At 58.0% G+C, this 21,925-nt stretch carries 23 protein-coding genes; 2 read left to right on the top strand and 21 right to left on the bottom strand.

Annotated features, from left to right (window positions below; genetic code table 11):
* Window positions 1-35: 35 nt before the first annotated feature.
* From ACP7EE_RS06755 to ACP7EE_RS06710, 10 genes are all read right to left on the bottom strand, one after another.
* Window positions 36-2,129 carry an LTA synthase family protein gene (locus ACP7EE_RS06755; RefSeq protein ID WP_420646566.1) on the bottom strand — a complete coding sequence of 698 codons (2,094 nt, stop codon included), beginning with the start codon at window positions 2,127-2,129 and terminating at the stop codon, window positions 36-38.
* Window positions 2,130-2,444: 315 nt separating this feature from the next.
* Window positions 2,445-3,050, bottom strand: coding sequence for an START domain-containing protein (locus ACP7EE_RS06750; protein WP_426203046.1), 606 nt, complete (start codon window positions 3,048-3,050; stop codon window positions 2,445-2,447).
* A gap of 41 nt (window positions 3,051-3,091) precedes the next feature.
* Window positions 3,092-3,346 carry a YkgJ family cysteine cluster protein gene (locus ACP7EE_RS06745; protein ID WP_420646564.1) on the bottom strand — a complete coding sequence of 85 codons (255 nt, stop codon included), beginning with the start codon at window positions 3,344-3,346 and terminating at the stop codon, window positions 3,092-3,094.
* A gap of 166 nt (window positions 3,347-3,512) precedes the next feature.
* A complete protein-coding gene (locus ACP7EE_RS06740; protein WP_426203043.1) occupies window positions 3,513-3,959 on the bottom strand; it encodes a translation initiation factor 2 in 447 nt (148 codons plus the stop codon).
* Window positions 3,960-4,033: 74 nt separating this feature from the next.
* Window positions 4,034-5,473 carry a PLP-dependent aminotransferase family protein gene (locus tag ACP7EE_RS06735; RefSeq protein WP_420646562.1) on the bottom strand — a complete coding sequence of 480 codons (1,440 nt, stop codon included), beginning with the start codon at window positions 5,471-5,473 and terminating at the stop codon, window positions 4,034-4,036.
* 202 nt (window positions 5,474-5,675) lie between these two features.
* A complete protein-coding gene (locus ACP7EE_RS06730) occupies window positions 5,676-6,488 on the bottom strand; it encodes an OmpA family protein (protein ID WP_420646561.1) in 813 nt (270 codons plus the stop codon).
* Window positions 6,485-6,841 (bottom strand): DUF4398 domain-containing protein, encoded by a 357-nt coding sequence (locus ACP7EE_RS06725; protein WP_426203035.1) that lies wholly within the window; start codon window positions 6,839-6,841, stop codon window positions 6,485-6,487. Before ACP7EE_RS06725 ends, ACP7EE_RS06730 begins: the two co-directional genes overlap by 4 nt.
* Window positions 6,842-6,850: 9 nt before the next feature.
* A complete protein-coding gene (locus tag ACP7EE_RS06720) occupies window positions 6,851-7,672 on the bottom strand; it encodes a substrate-binding periplasmic protein (protein ID WP_426233990.1) in 822 nt (273 codons plus the stop codon).
* An 80-nt stretch (window positions 7,673-7,752) separates the two neighbouring features.
* The gene (locus ACP7EE_RS06715; RefSeq protein ID WP_426203032.1) at window positions 7,753-8,682 is read right to left on the bottom strand and encodes an electron transfer flavoprotein subunit alpha/FixB family protein; all 930 of its coding nucleotides are present in this window, start codon (window positions 8,680-8,682) and stop codon (window positions 7,753-7,755) included.
* Between the two features lie 2 nt (window positions 8,683-8,684).
* Window positions 8,685-9,434, bottom strand: a complete 750-nt coding sequence (locus ACP7EE_RS06710; RefSeq protein ID WP_024776877.1) for an electron transfer flavoprotein subunit beta/FixA family protein — start codon at window positions 9,432-9,434, stop codon at window positions 8,685-8,687.
* A gap of 550 nt (window positions 9,435-9,984) precedes the next feature.
* Between ACP7EE_RS06710 and ACP7EE_RS06705 the strand changes: the two genes are divergently transcribed.
* Window positions 9,985-11,649 carry an electron transfer flavoprotein-ubiquinone oxidoreductase gene (locus ACP7EE_RS06705; RefSeq protein WP_426233989.1) on the top strand — a complete coding sequence of 555 codons (1,665 nt, stop codon included), beginning with the start codon at window positions 9,985-9,987 and terminating at the stop codon, window positions 11,647-11,649.
* Between the two features lie 94 nt (window positions 11,650-11,743).
* Here the strand turns inward: ACP7EE_RS06705 and ACP7EE_RS06700 are convergent, their stop codons facing one another.
* Window positions 11,744-12,634 carry an AraC family transcriptional regulator N-terminal domain-containing protein gene (locus ACP7EE_RS06700; protein WP_426233988.1) on the bottom strand — a complete coding sequence of 297 codons (891 nt, stop codon included), beginning with the start codon at window positions 12,632-12,634 and terminating at the stop codon, window positions 11,744-11,746.
* Window positions 12,635-12,824: 190 nt separating this feature from the next.
* Here ACP7EE_RS06700 and ACP7EE_RS06695 point away from each other — a divergent pair, with 190 nt between their 5' ends.
* On the top strand, window positions 12,825-13,877 hold the full coding sequence (locus ACP7EE_RS06695) for an NAD(P)-dependent alcohol dehydrogenase (RefSeq protein WP_426233987.1): 1,053 nt from the start codon (window positions 12,825-12,827) through the stop codon (window positions 13,875-13,877).
* A 4-nt stretch (window positions 13,878-13,881) separates the two neighbouring features.
* Here ACP7EE_RS06695 and ACP7EE_RS06690 read toward each other — a convergent pair whose 3' ends face one another.
* The 10 genes from ACP7EE_RS06690 to ACP7EE_RS06645 all read right to left on the bottom strand — a co-directional run bounded on the left by ACP7EE_RS06690 (window position 13,882) and on the right by ACP7EE_RS06645 (window position 21,907).
* Complete coding sequence (locus ACP7EE_RS06690) at window positions 13,882-14,685, bottom strand: IclR family transcriptional regulator (RefSeq protein ID WP_426233986.1); 804 nt, start codon at window positions 14,683-14,685, stop codon at window positions 13,882-13,884.
* Window positions 14,686-14,891: 206 nt separating this feature from the next.
* The gene (dgoD, locus tag ACP7EE_RS06685) at window positions 14,892-16,040 is read right to left on the bottom strand and encodes a galactonate dehydratase (RefSeq protein WP_426233985.1); all 1,149 of its coding nucleotides are present in this window, start codon (window positions 16,038-16,040) and stop codon (window positions 14,892-14,894) included.
* Between the two features lie 60 nt (window positions 16,041-16,100).
* On the bottom strand, window positions 16,101-16,721 hold the full coding sequence (locus ACP7EE_RS06680) for a 2-dehydro-3-deoxy-6-phosphogalactonate aldolase (RefSeq protein WP_420646552.1): 621 nt from the start codon (window positions 16,719-16,721) through the stop codon (window positions 16,101-16,103).
* A 19-nt stretch (window positions 16,722-16,740) separates the two neighbouring features.
* The gene (locus ACP7EE_RS06675; protein WP_426233984.1) at window positions 16,741-17,730 is read right to left on the bottom strand and encodes a 2-dehydro-3-deoxygalactonokinase; all 990 of its coding nucleotides are present in this window, start codon (window positions 17,728-17,730) and stop codon (window positions 16,741-16,743) included.
* A gap of 89 nt (window positions 17,731-17,819) precedes the next feature.
* The gene (locus tag ACP7EE_RS06670; protein WP_426233983.1) at window positions 17,820-18,746 is read right to left on the bottom strand and encodes a hypothetical protein; all 927 of its coding nucleotides are present in this window, start codon (window positions 18,744-18,746) and stop codon (window positions 17,820-17,822) included.
* Between the two features lie 66 nt (window positions 18,747-18,812).
* The gene (locus tag ACP7EE_RS06665) at window positions 18,813-19,313 is read right to left on the bottom strand and encodes a hypothetical protein (RefSeq protein WP_426233982.1); all 501 of its coding nucleotides are present in this window, start codon (window positions 19,311-19,313) and stop codon (window positions 18,813-18,815) included.
* Between the two features lie 196 nt (window positions 19,314-19,509).
* Window positions 19,510-20,013 carry a hypothetical protein gene (locus ACP7EE_RS06660; RefSeq protein ID WP_426233981.1) on the bottom strand — a complete coding sequence of 168 codons (504 nt, stop codon included), beginning with the start codon at window positions 20,011-20,013 and terminating at the stop codon, window positions 19,510-19,512.
* The gene (locus ACP7EE_RS06655) at window positions 20,014-20,751 is read right to left on the bottom strand and encodes an alpha/beta hydrolase (protein ID WP_426233980.1); all 738 of its coding nucleotides are present in this window, start codon (window positions 20,749-20,751) and stop codon (window positions 20,014-20,016) included.
* A gap of 5 nt (window positions 20,752-20,756) precedes the next feature.
* Window positions 20,757-21,251 (bottom strand): PAAR domain-containing protein, encoded by a 495-nt coding sequence (locus ACP7EE_RS06650; RefSeq protein WP_426233979.1) that lies wholly within the window; start codon window positions 21,249-21,251, stop codon window positions 20,757-20,759.
* Entirely contained in the window at window positions 21,248-21,907 is a 660-nt protein-coding gene (locus ACP7EE_RS06645) for a hypothetical protein (RefSeq protein ID WP_426233978.1), read from the bottom strand. The genes ACP7EE_RS06650 and ACP7EE_RS06645 overlap by 4 nt, the downstream gene beginning before the upstream one ends.
* Between the last annotated feature and the right edge of the window lie 18 nt (window positions 21,908-21,925).

Here is a 21,925-nt window from a genome sequence, read left to right as displayed (position 1 = left end):
TTGAAAAAGGGCCTCTTTTTTATTGCGCGGACTAATCAGTCCGGCTTGCCATCAACTACACCAGCGGTGTTGTCGATCAGGCTTTTGGTCGCAGTCTGAATGAACGACTCGAGTTTCTGCTTCAGGGCAGCTTCATCTTCCGATGCCGGGATCACTTCGCCTTTCGGATTGGCGCCGAGTTCGTAACGGTAGAGTTTCGGCGGCATTTCCTTGGGCAATACCAGCACGCGGTCAGCGGTGAGCAACGCCACGGTCTGGTCGCTGCCAGACGGTTTGATCACGCCGAAACCCTTGTCGCCTTCCGGCAGGTTCAGCAGGTCACGACCCCAGCACTGGTGCAGGACTTCGCCACCGATGCGACCCATGATCGTCGGCACGATGTCGATCTGGGTGCCCACGGTATGGTCACGCTGACCGAATTTCTCCTGCACGCCCGGCCCGATCAGCAGCATCGGCACGTTGAAACGACCGAGGTCCATTTCGGTGATCTGCTGCTCGTTGCCAAAACCATGGTCGCCGACAACAACGAACAGGGTTTCCTTGAAGTACGGCTCCTTGCGGGCCTTCTCGAAGAACTGACCGAGTGCCCAGTCGGAGTAGCGCATGGCGGTCAAGTGTTCGTTGAGGCTGCCACGGTCGGTCACGCGCTCGACCGGCAAAGGCGTCGGCAGTGCGTACGGCGTGTGGTTGGACAGGGTTTGCAGCAAGGCATAGAACGGTTTCTTGTCCTTGCCATCACGCGCTTTCAACTCTTCCAGACCACGGTCGAACATGTCCTGATCGGACACACCCCACGTCGGGTCGGAGAACACCGGGTTAACGAAATCGTTACGCCCGATAAAGTTGGTCATGCCCTGGTTGCTGAAGAAACCCGACTGGTTGTCCCAGGCGAAATCGCCGTTGTAGACATACACGTCGTCGTAGTCACGCGCGCTGAGCAACTGCGGCAGGCCGGACAGTTTGTGGCTGCCTTCCGGGGTCTGCATCAGGTATTCGAAGCCCGGCAGATTGGGGAAGCACGCCATCGTGGCGAACATGCCCTGGTGGGTGTGCGTGCCGTTGGAGAAGAAGCGATCGAACAACAGGCCTTCTTTGGACAGTTGGTCGAAGTACGGCGTGATGTTGCCCGGACGGCCGAGCGCGCCAACCGAGTGACCGGCGAAGCTTTCCATCAGGATCACTACGACGTTCTTGATCGGCAGGGTTTTGTCGGCATTCGGCGTGTAGTTACGGCGAACGGCGGCAGTCTCGGCATCGACCAGTTTGTCGCTCGGGGTCAGCAGCATGTCACGCACGGTCTGCTGCGCCACGGGTTGCTCGATGGTGGCTTTCCAGATGTTGTCGCGATCCTCACCCAATCGGCTCTTGGCGGCGGCGATCAGCGACAGCGTGCCGTTGAGGCCGAGCTGGTTGGCGAAGTTCGAATCGGTGGTGTAGACGTCACCCCAACGCAGTGGCGGGCCTTGACGCAGGGTGCCACGCGCGGCAACCACACAGATCAGCAGGCAAACCACGAACACTGCCGCACGTGCATACCACGGAGCAATCTGCCGCGTGCCGACGCTGCCGCCGCTGAACGGGCCGCGTGGACGGGTCGCGCGGTCGGCGCCTTTGAATGCAAGGGTGAGGATCAGCGTGCCAACGGCCCAGGCCAGCAGGTAACGCACCACCGGGAAACCGTACCAGAGCATGCTCATCACGGTTTTCGGGTCTTCCCTCACGTACTGGAACACCAGGCCGTTGAGGCGCTGGTGAAACTCGCGGTAGAAGTCCATCTCCATCAGGCCGAGGAACAGCGCGATGCTCGAGGCAATGGTCAGCCACAGACGGAAGAAACCGCGCGCAGCCATCGCGCGGGCACTGAACAGTGCCAGCACCAGCGGAATGCACAGGTAAACCACCAGGCGCAGGTCGAAACGCAGGCCGTTGAAGAAAGCTTCGAGGAACGTCGAAGCCGGGGTATCGAGGATCATCTCGCGGTTGTAGACCAGCAGCGCGAGGCGCAGCACGGAAAACATCACCATCATGACCAGCGCACACAACAGTGTGTAGGCCAGATGCGATTTGACGGTCGGTTGCAGCAGGCGACTGGAAGATCGCTGCTGATTCAGGGCGTCCGGGTTTGCCATGTCGTTTTAGGACCCATTGGAAGTTTAAGTTGCAAAAATACAGCTGCGCTTTGCCCTCTGTTGGCCAATCCAGGCCCCGGGGCTTGCGCGGTGCGCAAATGTTGCACGATCAATCGCGCCAATGCCATTGATTACTGTCTCGGCGCTCGACTGTTTCATCCAGGCCATGCATTAGCGGGACAGGTGCAATCAGCGCGGGCGGATTGTCTTGGAGGCTTTGTGAAAATTTCGTGCAACGCATATCCGGAAACACAATTTACCCACAAAACAAAACGCCCCGAATCACTCGGGGCGTTTGTGCATTGAACCAGACGATTACTTCTCGGCGCGTTCTTTCAAAGCTTGCAGGGTTTTGAACGGTGCATCGACCACGAACTTGTTGGCGATCATCGACGGCACGCTGCCACCTGGCTCGGTGTGCACTTGATAGGTGACTTCAACCTGATCACCTTTTGGCACGAACTTCCAGAAGCCTTTGACCTGAGTAACTCGCACGAAACCCTTTTCTTCAGGTAAGTATTTCGGCACGCCTTCGAGATTGCGCGTCAAGCTGCCATCGGCGCCTTCGACCGTGGTGACATGGATCACGGAATCGCGCGGTGTAACCGGCCATGGCGTGTTGAACTGACTGTAAGTCCAGCTCTGATCGCCTTCATGCTTGAGCAACTTCTGCGATTTGCACTCGTGAATCCAGGCACAGGCGCCAGCAACGTCTTCCTGCAATGCACGCAGTTTGGCGACAGTGGTCTTCATCATGGCAACGCCCTGATACGACTTGTAGTCCGAACCCGGAATTTCGCTCAGGGAAACCTTGATCCCGTCTTCGTTCTTGGCGACTTTCCAGTCTTCAGCCTGCGCGGCCGAGGTGGCCAATACAGCAGTCAAACCAACCAACACAGCAATACGATGCAGCGAACCCATAGTCTTATTCCTTATTGTTGAAGTTCCGTTCGTTCGACTCATCACGCCGCCGTCATTTCTTCCCACCAGCCGATCAATCTGATCGCGTCTTGCTGGCTGCTGCCACAGACTTCGACATCCGCCTTGAATCCGGAACAGACGGCCGGACGCTCGGCCCGACCGAAAATGTTGCACAGGTTTTCGACCGAAAGCTGCACACAACGTTCGCCCGCCGGTTTGCCCTCGGGCATGCCGGGAATCGGTGAACTGATGGAAGGGGCAATGCAGCATGCGCCACAGCCTTCGCGGCATTTCATTTCGGCGAGTTCCTCGCGGCGGGTGATTTGTGAAAGGGACGCGGCACAGAGTAACCGCTAAGACGGTTGTTTCAAATTGCTTCAGGCGGGGTTTTTGCGCTTAAACCAATGTGACTGACCAGTCTCCGACAAAGTGTCTGGCCCGCGGGTCTCGGATCGCAGTGATTTACTGTTTGAACTCGAAATCCAGCGCCGCGCCTTCAACTTCGCGACGCTCCTCGTTGCGCAGTTGCAACTGCATTTCGTTGCTGAGCAGACGGCCGTTGAGCTGGAATCCGGTGTTCTTGTCACCGAACATCTGCGGCAGGATCGGCTCGCGCTTGGGCATGATCACCGTGCCCGGCGGTTTCAATTCCTGAACCAGTTCCTTGGGCAGGCTCAAGTCGAGCCTGGCCGGCGGCAATGGAGTTTTGGCGATTTGTTTGGCGGACTTGGACTTCGAGGCGATCGGTGCCCGTTTCTTCGCTGGAGCAGCTTTTTTGCTGGCTACCGGTTTTTTTGCCGTTGTGGCTGTCGGGGTCTTTTCCTGAACGGAAGCCGCCATGACACCGGGCACTTGGCCCATCATCAACAGGCAGATCACAACCCAGGCGGCAGGAAAAATCGCTTTCATGAACCCAACGCGGCTAACGGCAGAGGGCCATATGCTCGCCTTTTGGGCGGCACATGACAAGCTCTGCCTTGTGTTCAGAAACCGCTGGCCGTCTCCTGGCAGAGTTGGGTGGCCAACATGCCGAGGGTCATCAGCGCCCGCTCTGCCTCGCGATTCCACGGGATTCCGCAGTTCAAACGGATGCAGTGATTGAATTGCTCGGTGTTACTGAAGATCAGCCCCGGTGCAATGCTGATGCCTTGTTGCAGGGCGCGCACGTGCAGTTCCTGAGTGTTGACCCGCCCCGGGAGGCTCACCCACAGAATGAAGCCGCCAGTGGGCCGGGTCATCTGTGTACCTTCGGGGAAGTACTGCTGAACCGCCAGCTGGAATGCGCTGAGATTTTTTCGGTATTCCTGGCGGATGTACCGTAAATGCCGGTCATAGCCGCCGTTTTCCAGATACGCGGCAATGGCCATCTGCGTGACGCTGCACGCGGAGTGCGTGCTGAAGGTCTGCAAGCGCTGGATTTCCTGCTGGTACTTGCCGGCGAGCATCCAGCCGATGCGCACGCCCGGCGACAGGGTCTTGGAAAAACTCGAGCAGTAGATCACCCGGTCGAGCCGGTCGTAAGCCTTGAGCGCTTTGGTGCGGCCCTGCTCGAACATCAACTCGCCGTAGATGTCGTCTTCGACAATCTGGATATCGAAATCCGAGGCCAGCCGCAGCAGCTGTTTCTGGCGCTCCTCGGGCATGGTGCCGCCGAGTGGATTGCTCAGGCGTGTAGTCAGCACCAGTGCCTTGATCGACCATTGGTTGGCCGCCAGTTGCAAGGCTTCGAGGCTCATGCCGGTGGCGGGATCACTGGGGATTTCGATGACTTTCAGGCCAAGCAGATCGGCCAGTTGCAGCAAGCCGTAATAGGTCGGCGATTCGGCGGCGATCAGATCACCCGGCCGCGTGAGTACGCGCAACGACATCTGCAACGCATCGACACAACCGTGAGTGATCACCACTTCCGACGGATCGACCACCACGCCGGCATCACGCATGCGGATCGCCACTTGCCGGCGCAGCGGTTCGAACCCTGGGCTGAACATGTAGCTGAATGCGCGTGGGCTATGAAACCGGGTGACCTTGGCCAGTTGCTGGTGCAGCGCACGCACCGGCAGGTAATCGACACTCGGCACCGCAGCGCCCAGCGGAAACACGCCTTCGCGGCGCGATTCGACCAATACTTGCTGAATGATGCTGCTGCGCGTAACCAGACCGGGCCGCTCGACCCGGGCGATGTCCGGGGTCGGTGCGGTCAGCGCAGGCGTCTGGTGCACGTAATAGCCGGACTGCGGCCGCGCGCGAATCAGGCCCTGATCCTCGAGATTGGCGTAAGCCTGCAACACCGTGGCATGGCTGACGTTGAGCTGCGAACTCATCTTGCGCACCGAAGGCACGCGCTCCCCCGGTTGATAGACACCACGGCGGATGTCCTCGGCCAGTTGCTGAGCAATACGTTGGTAGAGCAAGAGATTGGTCATGACGCAGCACTCGATTTCACGGGCATTTTATTCTTGTGTGAAACAATACCGGAACAGTTTAGAAGTGTACTGGGACAGTTGCCACAATACTCGACCATACAGTGCAGTGTCAGCCACAGCTGTACTGTTTTTGCCAGTCATTCGACAGACGTAAAAAAGCCCGGCACTGCATGACAGGCCGGGCTTTCCAGAGACGCAGCCCTTAGCGGGCGGCGCCGAGCTGGCCTTTTTCGTCGGAGAACACAATTTCCACTCGACGGTTCTGCGCACGCCCACGTTCGGAAGCATTGGCGTCTACCGGGTATTCATCGCCATAGCCTTCGACCTGAATGCGTTTTTCGTCAATGCCCAGGTCAGTCAGCACGTCAGCCACTGACTGCGCACGATCGCGCGACAATTTGAGATTTTCCTGCTTGCCGCCGGTGCTGTCGGCATAGCCTTCGATGCGCACCACGCGTTTAGGGTTGAGTTGCAGGAATTGCACAATCTTCAACACCACACGGTTCGCGGAGTTTTTCAGCTCGGCTTCGCCGGTGTCGAACAACACATCGCCGAGGGTCATCACCAGACCGCGATCAGTCTGGGTGGTGGCCAGTGCAACGATCTGCTCTTCCAGCCACTTGCCCTGCTGCTGCACGCTGAGCAGTTTGGATTCGCGCAAGGCCAGTTGCAGGCGTTGACGCTCGAGTTCCAGTTTCGCCGCGCGCTCCTCGTTGAGCACTTGATTGGTGTGCTCGCGGGCAATCGCGCTGTAGCGCTGGCTCAGGTAGGAGTAATGCACCACGTCCGAACCGCTGCCCCAATAGGTGGACAAACGATCGGCGCGGGCCAGGGATTCACCCGCGCGGATCACGTCTTTCGGCGCGATACGCAGCACGTTGGAATCTTCCTTGACCTTCTGGAAATCGGCACTCGCCTCTTGCAAGGCAGATTCGCTGTGCTGACCGGCGCAGCCGAACAGGCCGACGCAACCGGTGAGGATCACGCCGCCAAGGATTCTGGATTGGAGGCTCATTGGGCATCTCCCAGTTGCTTGCGCAGGCGGACGATGCGGGTGTTGAGTACGTTCAGTTGCGCTTCACTTTTCTGGGTCAGGACTTTGGCTTCGGCCAGACGTGCATCCAGCTCGGCCTGCTCAAGACGCATGCGCGCGTTCTTGAAGGATTCGCCGGCCATGCTGCCTTTGGCGCGGTTGAACTTGTCTTCGGCCAGTTTCATTTCCGGTACTTCGTCAGCGGTGGCGCCGACAGCTTTGGCTTGTTCGAGGGCCTGTTCGGTCAGGCGCATTTGTTCATTGGGTGCCGGATCGCTGGCGCAACCGGCCAGAGCCAGAACGGCCAGGGCCGCGAAAAGAAGTCGATTACTCACTAAGGATCCCTACTGTTTTGGGGCACTGACGGGTTGTTGCGGCTGTTGCTGCTGCGCCTTCCAGCGCTCGATATTGCGCTGCAGCGCGGCTTCCGTCAGTCCGGACGCGGGCAATTCTGTCATCTTTTTGGCCAGCTGTCCGCGCAACCACGGGTCGTTGCAGGCCGAGTTATGCGAAAGCGCGAGAAACAGGCCGGGCCGGTCGACCGGTTGTTCGAAGGCGAGCAAGTCGTTGGCCATGCCCAATGCCTGCGCGGCGGCCATGCCTGAGTAGCGGCCAGCGAGTACATATTCCACCTCGCCCAACAGAAGTTTCTGCAGGGCCTGAGTGAGGTTTGCTGTCCGCGTGAGGGTCAATTGCTGCTCGGCGAAAGTGAAAAATGCCTGGGTCATTCGAGACTTTTCCGACACCGCACCGCTATGACCATGCAGATCCTGCGCTGCGCTGTAGACCAGCGTCGAGCCTTTTCGCGTCCACACCAGATAGTCGTTTTCCAGCAGTGGCGGATGGATGTAGTCGAGGTTTTCCAGCTCATTGAGGGTCAGTGACGCGTCGGCCAGCATGTCCATGCGTCCGCTGCGCACTTCATCCAGCGCCTGCGCGCGTTTGCCGGCGTAGAGCAATTCGACTTTGATCCCCAGATCCTTGGCCACTTGCTGCAACAGATCAGCGCTGGCACCGATCAACTGTTTGGGATTCTGCGGGTCCTGCCACAAATACGGCGGTGCATCCGGGCTGCCGGTGACAATCAGCCGCTCGCACTTGCCTGCGGCCGTGGCCAAACCTGGCAACAGGGCCAATCCGAACAACAATCCGCAGCGCAGATCCATGGCAAAACGCTCCCACTCAAATCCGAGACAAAAAAAAGCCCGACCAAAAGGCCGGGCTCTTTATAGTTTAAGCCGCTGGTTTAGACCAGCTTCTCGAACTCGGGGATTGCTTCGAACAGATCAGCTACCAGACCGTAATCGGCTACCTGGAAGATCGGCGCTTCTTCGTCCTTGTTGATCGCTACGATCACTTTGGAGTCTTTCATGCCGGCCAGATGCTGGATCGCGCCGGAGATACCGACGGCGATGTACAGCTGTGGCGCAACGATTTTGCCGGTCTGACCGACCTGCATGTCGTTCGGTACGAAACCTGCGTCGACCGCAGCGCGCGAGGCGCCAACAGCAGCGCCCAGCTTGTCGGCCAGAGCGTACAGGTGCTTGAAGTTGTCGCCGTTCTGCATGCCGCGACCGCCGGAAACGACGATCTTGGCAGCGGTCAGCTCTGGACGATCAGACTTGGCCAGTTCTTCGCCAACGAAGCTCGAAGTGCCCGCGTCGTGTGCCGCGCCAACGGCTTCAACAGCAGCCGAACCACCTTCAGCAGCAACCGGGTCGAAACCGGTGGCACGCACGGTGATCACTTTCACAGCGGCGGTCGATTGCACGGTGGCAATCGCGTTACCGGCGTAGATCGGACGCTTGAAGGTGTCGGCGCTTTCTACCGAGATGATCTCGGAGATCTGGTCAACGTCCAGCTGAGCGGCAACGCGCGGCAGGATGTTTTTGCCGTTGGACGTGGCGGCAGCCAGGATGTGGCTGTAACCAGCGCCAAGCTCTGCAACCAGCGGAGCAACGTTTTCTGGCAGTTGGTGAGCGTAAGCAGCGTTGTCGGCCACCAGCACTTTAGCCACGCCAGCGATTTTCGCAGCGGCTTCAGCCACGGCGCCAGCGCCAAGACCTGCAACCAGAACGTGGATGTCGCCGCCGATTTTGGCAGCAGCAGCCACGGTGTTCAGCGTGGCCGGAGCCAGCACTTTGTTGTCGTGTTCAGCGATTACCAAGATAGTCATGATCAGATTACCTTCGCTTCGTTTTTCAGTTTCTCGACCAGTTCAGCCACCGACTTGACCTTGATGCCTGCGCTGCGTGCAGCCGGCGCTTCGACTTTCAGGGTCTTGTTGGTGGAGGCGGTGGAAACGCCCAAAGCGTCCGGAGTCAGCACTTCGAGAGGCTTCTTCTTGGCTTTCATGATGTTTGGCAGGGACGCATAGCGCGGCTCGTTCAAACGCAGGTCGGTGGTGACGATGGCCGGCAGTTTCAGGGAAACAGTCTGCGCGCCGCCGTCGATTTCGCGAGTCACGGCAACGCTGTCGCCGGAAACTTCGACTTTCGAGGCGAACGTGCCCTGACCGTAGCCGCTCAGTGCAGCGAGCATCTGGCCGGTCTGGTTGTTGTCGCTGTCGATGGCTTGTTTGCCAAGGATCACCAACTGCGGTTGTTCCTTGTCGACAACGGCCTTGAGCAGCTTGGCCACGGCCAGCGAAGTCAGCTCTTCAGCGGATTCGACGAGGATGGCGCGGTCGGCACCCAGAGCCAGTGCGGTACGCAGCTGTTCCTGAGCGGTGGTCGGGCCGATGGAGACGACGACGATTTCAGTCGCAACACCCTTCTCTTTCAGGCGTACGGCTTCTTCCACTGCGATTTCGCAGAACGGGTTCATCGACATCTTGACGTTGGCGAGGTCTACGCCGGAATTGTCCGCCTTGACGCGAACCTTGACGTTGTAATCCACAACACGTTTGACAGCTACAAGAACCTTCATGGATTCCTCGTTACTCTCCGGTGAAAAGAAGTCGCCTAGGCGAACCTGGCGGTTGATGCTCATCGGGCACAAGGGCACCTCTAAAAACGCCGGCTTGTGTACAGGGTGATCTCACGTCGCAAAGGAGTGTGACCGTTCGTCAGTGGTGACCGACAAGTCATGCATCTTTGCGGTGTGTAAACTGCGCGCCAGACTTGCGCTACGCATCACCGGGTACCGCCTGCGCCCTGTCTTTAGAGGTGCTCTTGAAACCACCATTCAGCCTACGGCGAACGCAAAACCGACCGTATCTTGACCGGAACGCCCATTCTGGTCAATACGCCAAAATGCCCTGTCATAAGCCGCGCTTCTTTGATTTCTCTGGGCTGGAGGCAATTCAAACAAACGTTTGTATTGGACGCTAGGAGTGGTGTAGATATAATGCGCCGCCTAGAGAGAACGGTGGTTTCTCCTATATTCCCTTTGACGTTAACGTAAAGGCAATAAAGGATGCGACATCAAACCTCCAAATTAGAAAAAAAACTGTTGAGCCTTGAGTAGGAGATAGCCTGTGGAACGCGAATTTATGGAATTCGACGTGGTCATCGTCGGTGCCGGCCCCGCTGGCCTGTCCGCCGCCTGCCGTCTGAAGCAGAAGGCCGCCGAAGCCGGTAAGGAAATCAGCGTCTGCGTGGTCGAAAAAGGCTCCGAAGTCGGCGCACACATCCTGTCTGGCGCGGTATTCGAACCACGGGCGCTGAACGAACTGTTCCCGGACTGGAAAGAACTCGGCGCGCCGCTGAACACGCCAGTCACCCGCGATGACATTTTCGTGCTAAAAAACGCCGAAAGTGCGCAGAAAATCCCTGACCTCTTTGTGCCCAAGACCATGCACAACGAAGGCAACTACATTATTTCCCTCGGCAACCTGTGCCGCTGGCTGGCCCAGCAGGCCGAGAACCTCGGCGTGGAAATCTACCCAGGCTTCGCCGCTCAGGAAGCGCTGATCGACGAAAACGGCATCGTACGCGGGATCATCACCGGTGACCTCGGCGTCGATCGCGAAGGCCATCCGAAAGACGGCCTGTACACCCCCGGCATGGAATTGCGTGGCAAGTACACGCTGTTCGCCGAAGGCTGCCGTGGCCACATCGGCAAGCAACTGATCAAGCGTTTCAACCTCGACAGCGAGGCCGACGCCCAGCACTACGGCATCGGCCTGAAAGAAATCTGGGAAATCGATCCGGCCAAACACCAGCCGGGCCTGGTGGTGCACACCGCCGGCTGGCCGCTGGACATCATGGGCACCGAGAACACCGGCGGCTCGTTCCTTTATCACCTGGAAAACAATCAGGTGGTGGTTGGTCTGATCGTCGATCTGTCCTACAGCAACACCTACCTGTCGCCGTTCGACGAATTCCAGCGCCTCAAGCACCACCCGGTGCTCAAGCAATATCTGGAAGGCGGCAAGCGCATCAGCTACGGCGCGCGCGCCATCTGCAAGGGTGGCCTGAACTCGCTGCCGAAGATGGTATTCAAGGGCGGCGCGCTGATCGGTTGCGACCTCGGCACGCTGAACTTCGCCAAGATCAAAGGCAGCCACACCGCGATGAAGTCGGGCATGCTCGCTGCTGAGTCGGTGGCTGAAGCGCTATTCGCTGAAAAGGACGGCACTGAAGAACTGACCGCTTACGTCGACGCGTTCAAAAAGAGCTGGCTCTACGACGAACTGTTCGCCAGCCGCAACTTCGGCCCGGCGATCCACAAGTTCGGCGCTATTGTCGGCGGCGGTTTCAACTGGCTCGATCAGAACATCTTCGGCGGCAAACTGCCGTTCACCCTGCACGACACCAAGCCGGATTACGCCTGCCTCAAGCTCGCGGCCGACTGCAAGAAGATCGACTACCCGAAACCCGACGGCAAACTCAGCTTCGACAAACTCAGCTCGGTGTTCATCTCCGGTACCAACCATGAAGAAGAACAGCCGTGCCACCTGAAGCTGACCGACCCGAGCATCCCGATCAGCAAGAACCTGCCGCTGTACGATGAACCGGCGCAGCGTTACTGCCCGGCCGGCGTGTACGAAGTGATCACCAAGGAAGACGGCGAGAAGCGCTTCCAGATCAACGCCCAGAACTGCGTGCACTGCAAGACCTGTGACATCAAGGACCCTTCGCAGAACATCACCTGGGTTACGCCGGAAGGCGCTGGCGGCCCGACTTACCCGAATATGTAAGTTGAACCGTTGACCATCAAGGCTCCCGAAATGGGGGCCTTTTTTTTTGCCCGCGATTCGGTACATCACCTCAATCCCTGTGGGAGCTGGCAGATCAGGCCGCGCGCTCATCTCCCGGGCTACGCTCAAAGTAGCGCTTGTACTCGCGACTGAACTGCGACGTGCTCTGATACCCGACCCGATGCGCCACCTGCGCCACACCCAGTCCTTCTGCGACCAGCAGTGTCTGCGCCTTGAGCAAGCGCAAGCGCTTCAGATACTGCACCGGCGACAACAACGTGCTGCGCTTGAAATGCTCGTGAAAGGTCGAAACGCTCATGTTCGCGCAACTGGCCAGCGTCTCGACATTCAACGGCTCGGTGTAATGCGCATGCAGATGGCTGATCGACGCGGCCACCCGCGCGAACTGGCCCTGCTGCTCGACCAAGGCGCGCAACACATCCGCCTGCGGCCCGCGCAATGCGACGAACAACAATTCACGCACTCGCGCCGGCCCGAGAATCTGGCATTCCAGCGGATCGTGCAGACAGCGCAACAACCGCTCGACACAACCGCGCATATCATCGTCGAGCACCACCGAGGTCATCGACTCCGGTGTCTGCGCCGGAATATGCCGCCCCGGCGCCAGGCCCATGGCCAATACCAACTCGCCGAGCAACACCCGATCAATCGCCACCGAAACCGCAAACAATGGCGCATCCGGCAAGGCGAAGGTCTCGCATTCGAACGGCACCGGCAGCGCCTGGATCAAGTAATGTCCGGCACCATATTCCATGGTGCGCGGCCCCAGATACGCGAGTTTGCTGCCCTGCGCGACAATCATCAGGCTCGGCTCGTACATATGCGGGCCACGCGCGACGTCGCTGCTGGCGCGCAACACTTGCACGCCCGGCACTCCGGTCGGACTGTAACCATCGCGCAGAGCCAGCGGTTCGATCAACGAAACCAGCGTGGCATTGGCATCAAGGTGACGGGTTAACTGCATCGAAAGTCTTCACAAAAAAGTTACGGAAAAAGGCACGAAAGCATCATCGCAGATCCCTGCGCCGATGCGACCGTGCAAACCCGCACGCCGGAGGATTAGGCATGAGACCCGGAGGAATCGTCATGGCCGCACGCGCGCACGACGCCCAAAATGCACCGCCTCACCTGTCACTGCTTTTGCGAGGTTCACCATGTACACCGCTATCGGATACGCCGCTCAATCGGCCACCACTCCCCTCGCCCCGATGAAATTCGAACGCCGCAGCCCGCGCGCCGACGACGTCGCCATCGAAATCATGTACTGCGGCGTCTGCCACTCCGACATTCACCAGGCACGCAACGAATGGGGTATCGCGGTTTACCCGTTAATGCCCGGCCACGAGATCGTCGGCAAAGTTACCGCCATCGGTACGAATGTCACCAAGCATAAAGTCGGCGATCTGGTCGGCGTCGGCTGCATGGTCGACTCGTGCCGCAGCTGCGAAGCCTGTCAGGCCAACCTCGAGCAATACTGCCTCGAAGGTCCGACCATGACTTACGCCACCCCGGACCGGGTCGACGGCAGCAACACCATGGGCGGTTATTCCGACAGCATCGTGGTCAGCGAGCACTTCGTGGTACGCATCCCGAAAAAACTCGATCTGGCGGCGGCCGCGCCGATTCTTTGCGCCGGCATCACCACTTACTCGCCGCTCAAGCACTACGGCGTCAAGGCTGGCGACAAGGTCGGGATTCTCGGCATGGGCGGCCTCGGCCACATGGGCATCAAGTTCGCCAAGGCCATGGGCGCCGAGGTGACGCTGTTCACCCGTTCCGCGAGCAAGGCTGAAGAAGGCCGTCGCCAAGGTGCCGACCACGTGATCGTGTCCACCGACGCCGAGCAGATGAAAGCCGCTGCGGGCTACTTCGATTTCCTGCTCGACACCATTCCGGTGCAGCACGATCTCAACCCGTACCTCGACACTCTGCGCTTCGATGGCGTGCACATTCTGGTGGGCCTGATCGAGCCGATCGATCCGCCGGTACACGCCGCCAAACTGGTCTTGGGCCGTCGCGTACTTGCCGGTTCGTTGATCGGTGGCGTTGCCGAAACCCAGGAAGTGCTGGATTTCTGCGCCGAGCACAACATCACCTGCGACATCGAAATGCTCGACATCCGCCAGATCAACGAAGCCTACGCCCGGATGATTGCCGGTGACGTGAAGTACCGTTTCGTGATCGACATGGCGACCCTGAAAGTCTGATTCCTCAGACCTTCAAGCCAAGCTCCGCCGACAGCCGGGCTGTGACCCCTTTGATCAGGGGGATCAGCTCGGCCATTTTTTCCAGCGGCATGTACGGCACGGTGCTGGCGATGCTGATCGCCGCAACGATGCGCTTGCTCGCGTCACGAATCGGCGCCGCCACGCAGCGGATCGACGGTTCGTTATCTTCCAGATCGAACGCGTAGCCACCGGCCACGTACTCGGTCATGCGCTGTTCAAGCTGTTCCCACGACTGCTGGGGATGCTGCGGCCAGAACTGACTTTTCCCACCCGCCGGCAGACTGATGTCGTACAGCCGCTGCCAATCGTGCGGGGTGTCATCCAGCATCAATGCCTTGCCGATCCCGGTGCGCGCCAGCGGCATACGATGGCCGACCCGCGAGCGCATTTCCGGGCCATTGCGCCCCGGATTCTTCAGCAGGTACAACACCTCGTCGCCTTCGCGAATGCCCAGATGCACGGTGTCGCCGGTCAACGCCGACAACTCGTCCAGATACGGCCCGGCCAGGTTCACCAGCGGCAATTCTTCGCGCGCCTGAAAACCCAGTTCGATCAGTTTCGGCCCCAGCAGATAACCGACTTGCGGCACCACGCGCAGGTAACGCTCGTCCACCAGGCAACTGGCCAGACGATGGGTCGTGCTCCGCGTGGTGCCGTTCAGGCGGGCGATTTCCTTGAGATCGCGGGCGCCACTGGCGACGGCCTGCACCACACCCAACCCGCGAAGCAGGGTCTGAGTGCCGGTGGGCGCGGCGTCCTTGGCAGTTTTTGCGGCGTCTTCCTGCATATCCAGCCTTTAGCGTTGAGCGAGGGAACGGGCGGCATTATGGTCGCCCGATGCGCACGACTACAACTTGATGCGTTCGACCTAGCCCACCAGCAGCAGCACCAGCGCGACGCTATAGAGAATCCGTGGCGGCACGCGATCCGCCAGCCAGCTGCCGGGGATCTGCATCGCAGCGTAGGTCGGGTGCATGGGGAGTCAGAGCAAACTCACCACTCGGCAAAACTGCCATCAGCATGGCGCCAGATCGGGTTGCGCCAACGATGGCCCACCGCCGCGCGTTCAATCACGTATTCCTCGTTGATCTCGATGCCCAGCCCCGGGCCATTGGGGATCTTGACGAAGCCCTTGTCGTAATCGAACACCCGCGGATCCTTCACATAGTCGAGCAAATCGTTGCTCTCGTTGTAATGGATGCCCAGGCTCTGTTCCTGGATAAACGCGTTGTAACAAACCGCGTCCAGTTGCAAACACGCCGCCAGCGCAATCGGCCCCAATGGGCAGTGCAACGCCAGCGCCACGTCGTAGGCTTCGGCCATGTTGGCGATTTTGCGGGTTTCGGTGATGCCGCCAGCGTGCGACGCATCCGGCTGAATGATGTCGACGTAGCCTTCGCTCAACACGCGTTTAAAGTCCCAACGCGAGAACAGTCGCTCGCCAAGAGCAATCGGTGTGCTGGTCAGCGGCGCGAGTTCTTTCAGCGCTTCGTAGTTTTCGCTGAGTACTGGCTCTTCGATGAACATCAACTTGAACTGATCAAGCTCCTTCATCAGCACCTTGGCCATTGGTTTGTGCACCCGGCCATGGAAGTCGACACCGATGCCGACGTTCGGCCCGACCGCATCGCGCACGGCCGCAACATTGGCCAGCGCCAGCTCGACTTTGTCGAAGGAATCGAGGAACTGCAGCTCTTCAGTGCCGTTCATTTTCACGGCGGTGAAGCCACGGCTGACCGCTTCTTTCGCGGCGCGCGCAGTGTCTGCCGGCCGGTCGCCGCCGATCCACGAATACACGCGAATCTTGTCGCGCAGCTGCCCACCCAGCAGATCGCTGACCGACACCCCGAGTGCCTTGCCCTTGATGTCCCACAGCGCCTGATCGATCCCCGCCAGCGCACTCATGTGGATCGCGCCTCCACGGTAGAAGCCGCCGCGATACAAAACTGTCCAGATGTCCTCGATGTTGCGTGGGTCTTTGCCGATCAGGTAGTCGGACAATTCCTCGACCGCCGCCGCCACGGTGTGTGCGCGGCCTTCGACCACGGGCTCGCCCCAACCGGTCACGCCCTCGTCGGTTTCAATCTTGAGGAAGCACCAGCGCGGCGGCACGATGAAGGTAGTGAGTTTGGTGATTTTCATCTCTGCTCTCTTTTTGTAATGCAGCTTTTGTAGATGCAGCGCTCGCGGCGCCAAAAAGTCTTAGCGAAGCGCTTTCCAGGCAGCGACATAGGCCTTGGCATTGGCTGCCACTTGCTCAACGCTCATGCCCGGTTTGAACAGCCCGGAACCGAGGCCGAAACCCTTGACGCCAGCGTCGATAAACACCTGCATGTTGTCCGGGGTAATGCCGCCGACCGGCGCCAGAATCGTCCCGCTGGGCAACACCGCGAGCCAGGCTTTAACGACTGCCGGGCCCATCTGCTCGGCCGGGAACAGCTTGAGAATGTCCGCGCCCTCCTCCAGCGCCGCGAAGGCTTCGGTCGGCGTAGCAACACCCGGCGACAGAAACAATCCCGCCGCTTTCGCCGCGCGCAATACCTTGGCATCGCTGTGCGGCATGACGATCACCTGACCGCCCGCCTCCTTGACCAGTTCGACCTGTTCCGGCGTCAACACCGTGCCGGCCCCGATCAGGCAATCGGCAGGCAAGGTACTACGCAGGATGCGGATACTTTCGTACGGCGCAGGGGAATTCAGCGGCACTTCGATGACGCGAAATCCGGCGGCGTAAAGGACTTCTCCGATAGCGGCGGCTTCCTGCGGATGCAGGCCACGCAGAATTGCGATCAGACCGTTTTGCGCCAATGCTTGCTTGAGCATGTCAGGCCTCCAGTCAGGGTTAACGGGATGAGGAATCGATCAGTCCGGCGGCAACCGCCAGTTGCCACAAACCACGCTCGGTGGCTTGTTCGGCCAGCGTCACGCGAGCGAAGCCGCAAGCGTCGAGCGCGCGGCTGTAGCGGGCGCACAATTGCGCGTTGCCGATAAGGATGATCGAAGGCAGATTCGGGTTGTTGCGTCGGCGCCGTTGCACAGCGGCAAGCGCCGCCAATTCATGGCCGATCAACAGGCCAGACAGATAATCCGGCTGTGCGCTGGGGCTGAGCTCGCCGGTCAGGCCAAGACTGCGGGAGCTGAACAGGGTCGAAAGCACGCCGATCTCGCCGTCCGGCGACAGCGCCACTTGCACGCCACGGTCGAATGCCTGCGCATCGAACGTTGAGCTGTGCTGTTGGGTGCGGCCAAGAATGCTGTGTTCGCTGAGCACGGCAAACACTTCACCGGTCATGAAGGTGTCGAAACGGGTGATGCGGCCGTCGTCAACTTCCACCCATTTCGAGTGGCTGCCCGGCAGGCCGATCAGCAGATCGGCGCCCTCTTCGACCGGCAGACTCTGCAGGACGCCGAGCACTTGAGTCTCTTCACCGCGCATCACATTCGGCAGCGCCGAACGCTGAATCACGCCCGGCACGATATGCACATCGACACCGCGAAGACTGCGCACGATTTGTAGGGAGTTTCCGAGATCGGCCACGTTGGCCGGCGTATCGCGGTAGGACGCTTCGCACCAGCCCTGAGCGCTGCCGACCATGCCACAGGCAATCACCGGCAGACCCGGCTGCGCATCGAGCCAGTCGCCGCACGCCTGGTCAAACGCCAACTCGAACCCGTCGGCACATTCGCGATCGTTGATGATGCGCGGGGTTGTCGGCAACTGCATGATCCCGGACGACAGCGAGCGCTGCTCCAGCACCCGACCACCCGCCGCGAGTTTGTAAGCACGTAATGAGGTCGTCCCCCAATCGAGCGCGATCAATTGCGCCAGCATCGCTTCACCTGTTTTGTTATTGGCAGTGAGTGCGATGGACTATAGACCTCTCAGGGACGAAATCTCAATATGTAATTTTGCATCTCATATTATGGGATGCTTTCAATCCATGGGGTCCAGCGTTCCACTGGTTGCAGATTCTTGTTGAGGATGACTCGCAGCACTTCATGCTCGCTGGCTCCGACCTCATGGGTGCGACCTTCCTGATCAGTTATTCCAGGCTCCAGACGCCCATCTCCCCTGATGATGGTGTACGCCGCCAGAGGTGCAGGTGTTTCATCTACCTCGGAAACAAGCCGCAATTTCGTCTTGCTCGGCGCAAATGAGGCCAGCATCCCGGCGTAGGGCACATCACTGCACAGACCTAGACTATCGATCTGGTCATAGGCCGGAGACGCTTCATATCGCCAGCGCACAACGCACAGCGGAGCAAATGGCACCCACAAGCGCGGTTGATCGGAAGGTTTGAGTAATACCCGTGCAGGCGCCACCCGAGGATTCTCCACCGCAGCGATAAATCTCGACGTAGGCATGTACATAACTTTCGAGTAATAAGCCACGAACGGAAATGCAGTAATCACCACTTTGCAGGGAATGTATTGCTGCGGCTTGAGAAGTTGCACCAGTTCAACCGGTCTCACGTCATTATGGCCGTCGTTGGTAGAGCGATTCTCAACCCTGATACTCGCGAACATCTCATACCGACGGTCGCCTTCGATCAAACGCATGCTGCTGACTGATCCCGAAGCTTGCAAAGCGATTTTGTGTTCGACGGAAAAGTCCAGATCACCATTCAATGAGCAGTGGATCGAGGTCCCAATCTGACCTTGTCGTCCGTGATCGCTATACAAGTTGATCAGGTTCCGGTCTGCCGTGAACCGCAGATCGTAGTAAGAGGAAAAAGTGTTATTGACGGAGACAAACTCAAGTCGGGCCGGCGGAACGTCGAGATGCAGGCACGACGAACATAATAAAAACCCTCCCAGCAGCAGCCACCTCGAAATATGCAAATTCAATGTCCATCTTCCTTCGGCATAACAAGGACAACCGCGGACGCGGGAACGCCCATCGGTTTAGCTTACTTACAGCTCATTAGCCGGTGCCGGCGCCAGCAGTTCAGCACTAGGGACTTGCATGATTTTTGAAAAATACGTTTTATACGTCGTGGAATGAACTCTAAACACGCATGAGATAGAGTCTCTAACTTTTAAAAACGGGATCAGCGTTGTTCCCTTGAGACGTTTTTCTTCGCCCTTACCATCTACTAACTCATCGAAAATAACATCCGCTCGATATAGCAGTGAGTCAGCAGACACCCTTTCAATAAAACCGAACCCGGACTGTTTTATTTTATGCGCCTGAGAAAAATCCAAATCATCCGTCAACGAACATACAAGCCCCTGCCCTATCGAAGATTTGAATAGACCAAGAAGATCTACATCCGATTTAAAATAAATCTGATAAATCCCCGTAGTGCGAAGCCGCTCCGTCTTTAAGTATTGTAGATTGGCGATAGGCCTACCATGATTTAAAGAGCATGCAGAAGTCATGAGTATGAAGACAGCCAAAATCAGAACTCTCACCAGAATCACCCTTTAGTCCGTTTCAAAATTGATTCTCTCAAAAGCTGTCGAGCCGACTTCCCGCCAGGCAACGCTCGAGCGAACATAAAATTGGCATCTGCGTGATTGATATCAACCCGCCCCATTACATCCGGCCCCTCGGTCATATGAAGTGATGAGCAATTGAGGCAATCAGCGAAATCGCCTCAATTATTACTTATTGATTTGTATCAATCGCGTTTACGATATCGGCGACTGGTACTTGCATGAGGTTAGACACATACGTTCGATTAGAGGTAGTGCGAACTCTAAAAACGCACGTTATATACTCTTTTCTCAACAATACTTCACGTAGCGCTGTCCCACCCAGAATCACCTCCTGCCCCTGCACATCTCCTACCTCGCGAAAAATGACTTTCGATTCGTAGTGCCCTCCCGTAGCGTCGTTAACAAAATTAACGCTACCGCGTCCGGAGCGCGTCAGATAATGTCCAATCGAAAAATCAAGATCATCTTCTAGCGCACAAACAACACCTTCTCCAATAGCAGGACCGAACAACGCCAAGAGATCGGTATCACTTGTAAAACTTATCAGAAAACCAAAGCCACTTTTGGTAACTTCGACACGATCATAACTCAGGGTGGCGACCGGCCGCTGACGCTCGGTAGAACATGACACAGAGAAAGCTGTTAAAAATAAAATTATCAATAAACGTTTCATTTACTTTTCTCTAAAAAAACTGAGTATTGACTCTGCCATTAGTTGGCGCGCCGATTTCCCGCCTGCCAGCGGCTTCGTGAACATCACGTTGGCGAATGCATGATTCACATCAACGGTGCCATTAACATTGGGTCCCGACGTAATCTCCCATTGCTCTCCCATGTCTGCAATGAAGTCAGAAAAATTACGATCCTCGACCTTCGCAGCTCGTACATTCACCCAAAAATCCGCTTTAGGTTTGGGCGTCTGTTTGTAGATATTGGAAAGACCGTAAACAATTTTTCCTTGCCCTACAGGATCCAGGGTAATCAACATTCGCACGTTGTATCCTTTATCGGTCAAAACGCTAGAAAGATGCGCACCATTCCACCCACCCAAACTATGACCAACAATATAGATAGCCGTCGCCATATCGGGAATCTTACTGAGAATATTGCTATTCAAATCTTCGTCGGTAATAAATTTATTATAGGCCAGCGGAAAAACAGGGCAACGATACAGATAACCTAAACTTTCGGCATCGTCGACAACCAAATCACGCACATAATTGACGTTCCAGTTGGGACCACTGACATAGTAGCGCTCCTGATCTCCGGCACCACCGACAAAAAACACATATATATTTTTTACACAGATCGACACCTTCTTGGCACAGGTATCTTTCGGATCTGTCAACGCGTGATCGCACATTTCTCTTTTTGGCAAACTTTGCCTTACCGCCGCACCTTGCTCAGTCACAGCAATTACTCCACAAACAATTTAATGGTTTCAGCCAAGTGCGAACTGACCGTATGAGTAAACCCGTGCGCATCGGTAATGCCATGTTCTTCACTGCCGTCACCGCGCTGAATAGTGTACGGGTGGTACGGTACAGGCTCGCCATCGACTTCATTCACCACCTGCAACCTGTCCGTAAAATGCACCGGCATCGGCAACAACCCACTAAACGCCGCCCCTCCGCCACTCTGGCCAATAATCACCGTCCCGGAACCACCGACCACGACGTTGCCGTGGCCTCCGGTGCTGTCGAGCATGGCGGCGTTCAGGCCGTTGATGAATACGGTGCCGGAGACGGCGCCGGTGATCGGGCTGCCGCAGGCCGATTTATCGGTCATGCGCGCGGCGGCGAGGCCGTCGAAGAATACGTCGGGCGAGCCTGAGACGATCGGGTTGTTGCCATGGCCTGGCAATGGGCATGCGGTCGGGTCGGTGACGCGTGCAGCGGGTTTACCACTCAATTCAAAGCTCCTTGCTTCAGAGGTTCCGGGGACGGCTGGTAGATGTCGACGTCGGTCGCGGCGAAGCGCCAGCGGTTGTCGACAGGGTCGAACAGCGCGTGACGATGCTCGCTGTTCGGGGATGGGTTGAGTTGCAGTTGTTGCCAGGCTTGCTCGGCATGCCACGCCAGTTCGGCAGGCGCGGCATCGTCGAGTTGGTTGAGCCAGGTGTTGTAGCTGATCAGGTGATTGCGCTCGTAGGTGGTTTGCAACAGCTCGGCCATTTGCGCGCCGAGATCCAGATGATGCTCAGGCGTCCAGCGTCCAATCTCGGAATAGACGTACCAGCCCATCGGCGACAGCGCGCCTTTGTGCAATAACGATTGACCTGCTGGCGCAACAAATCCGCAGCACACGTGCAGGGTCAGCCAGCCTTGATGGGCGTCGAGAAACGGATTGGGGTCGAAGGTGCGCAGCGGAATCACGCGATAAGCTTCGAACCCGGCGCCGCGTGCCATCAACTCGGCGTCGAGCCGCGAGACAAACGCGCGAATGGCTATGCCGCCCATACGATTGACCGTACACAGAATATCCACCGGTTGGCGACTGGGGTTGTCGCTCGAGCCGAGGTTTTTCACCAGGCCGTACAGACGCATTGTCGCCCGGAGTCCGCTCATCGCCGGTCACTCGTTGAC

The organism is Pseudomonas sp. TWP3-2 (assembly GCF_049897765.1).
GTDB lineage: Bacteria > Pseudomonadota > Gammaproteobacteria > Pseudomonadales > Pseudomonadaceae > Aquipseudomonas.
The sequence above is the reverse complement of the archived record's forward strand: the minus strand, read 5'-3'. Positions and strand labels throughout refer to the sequence as shown.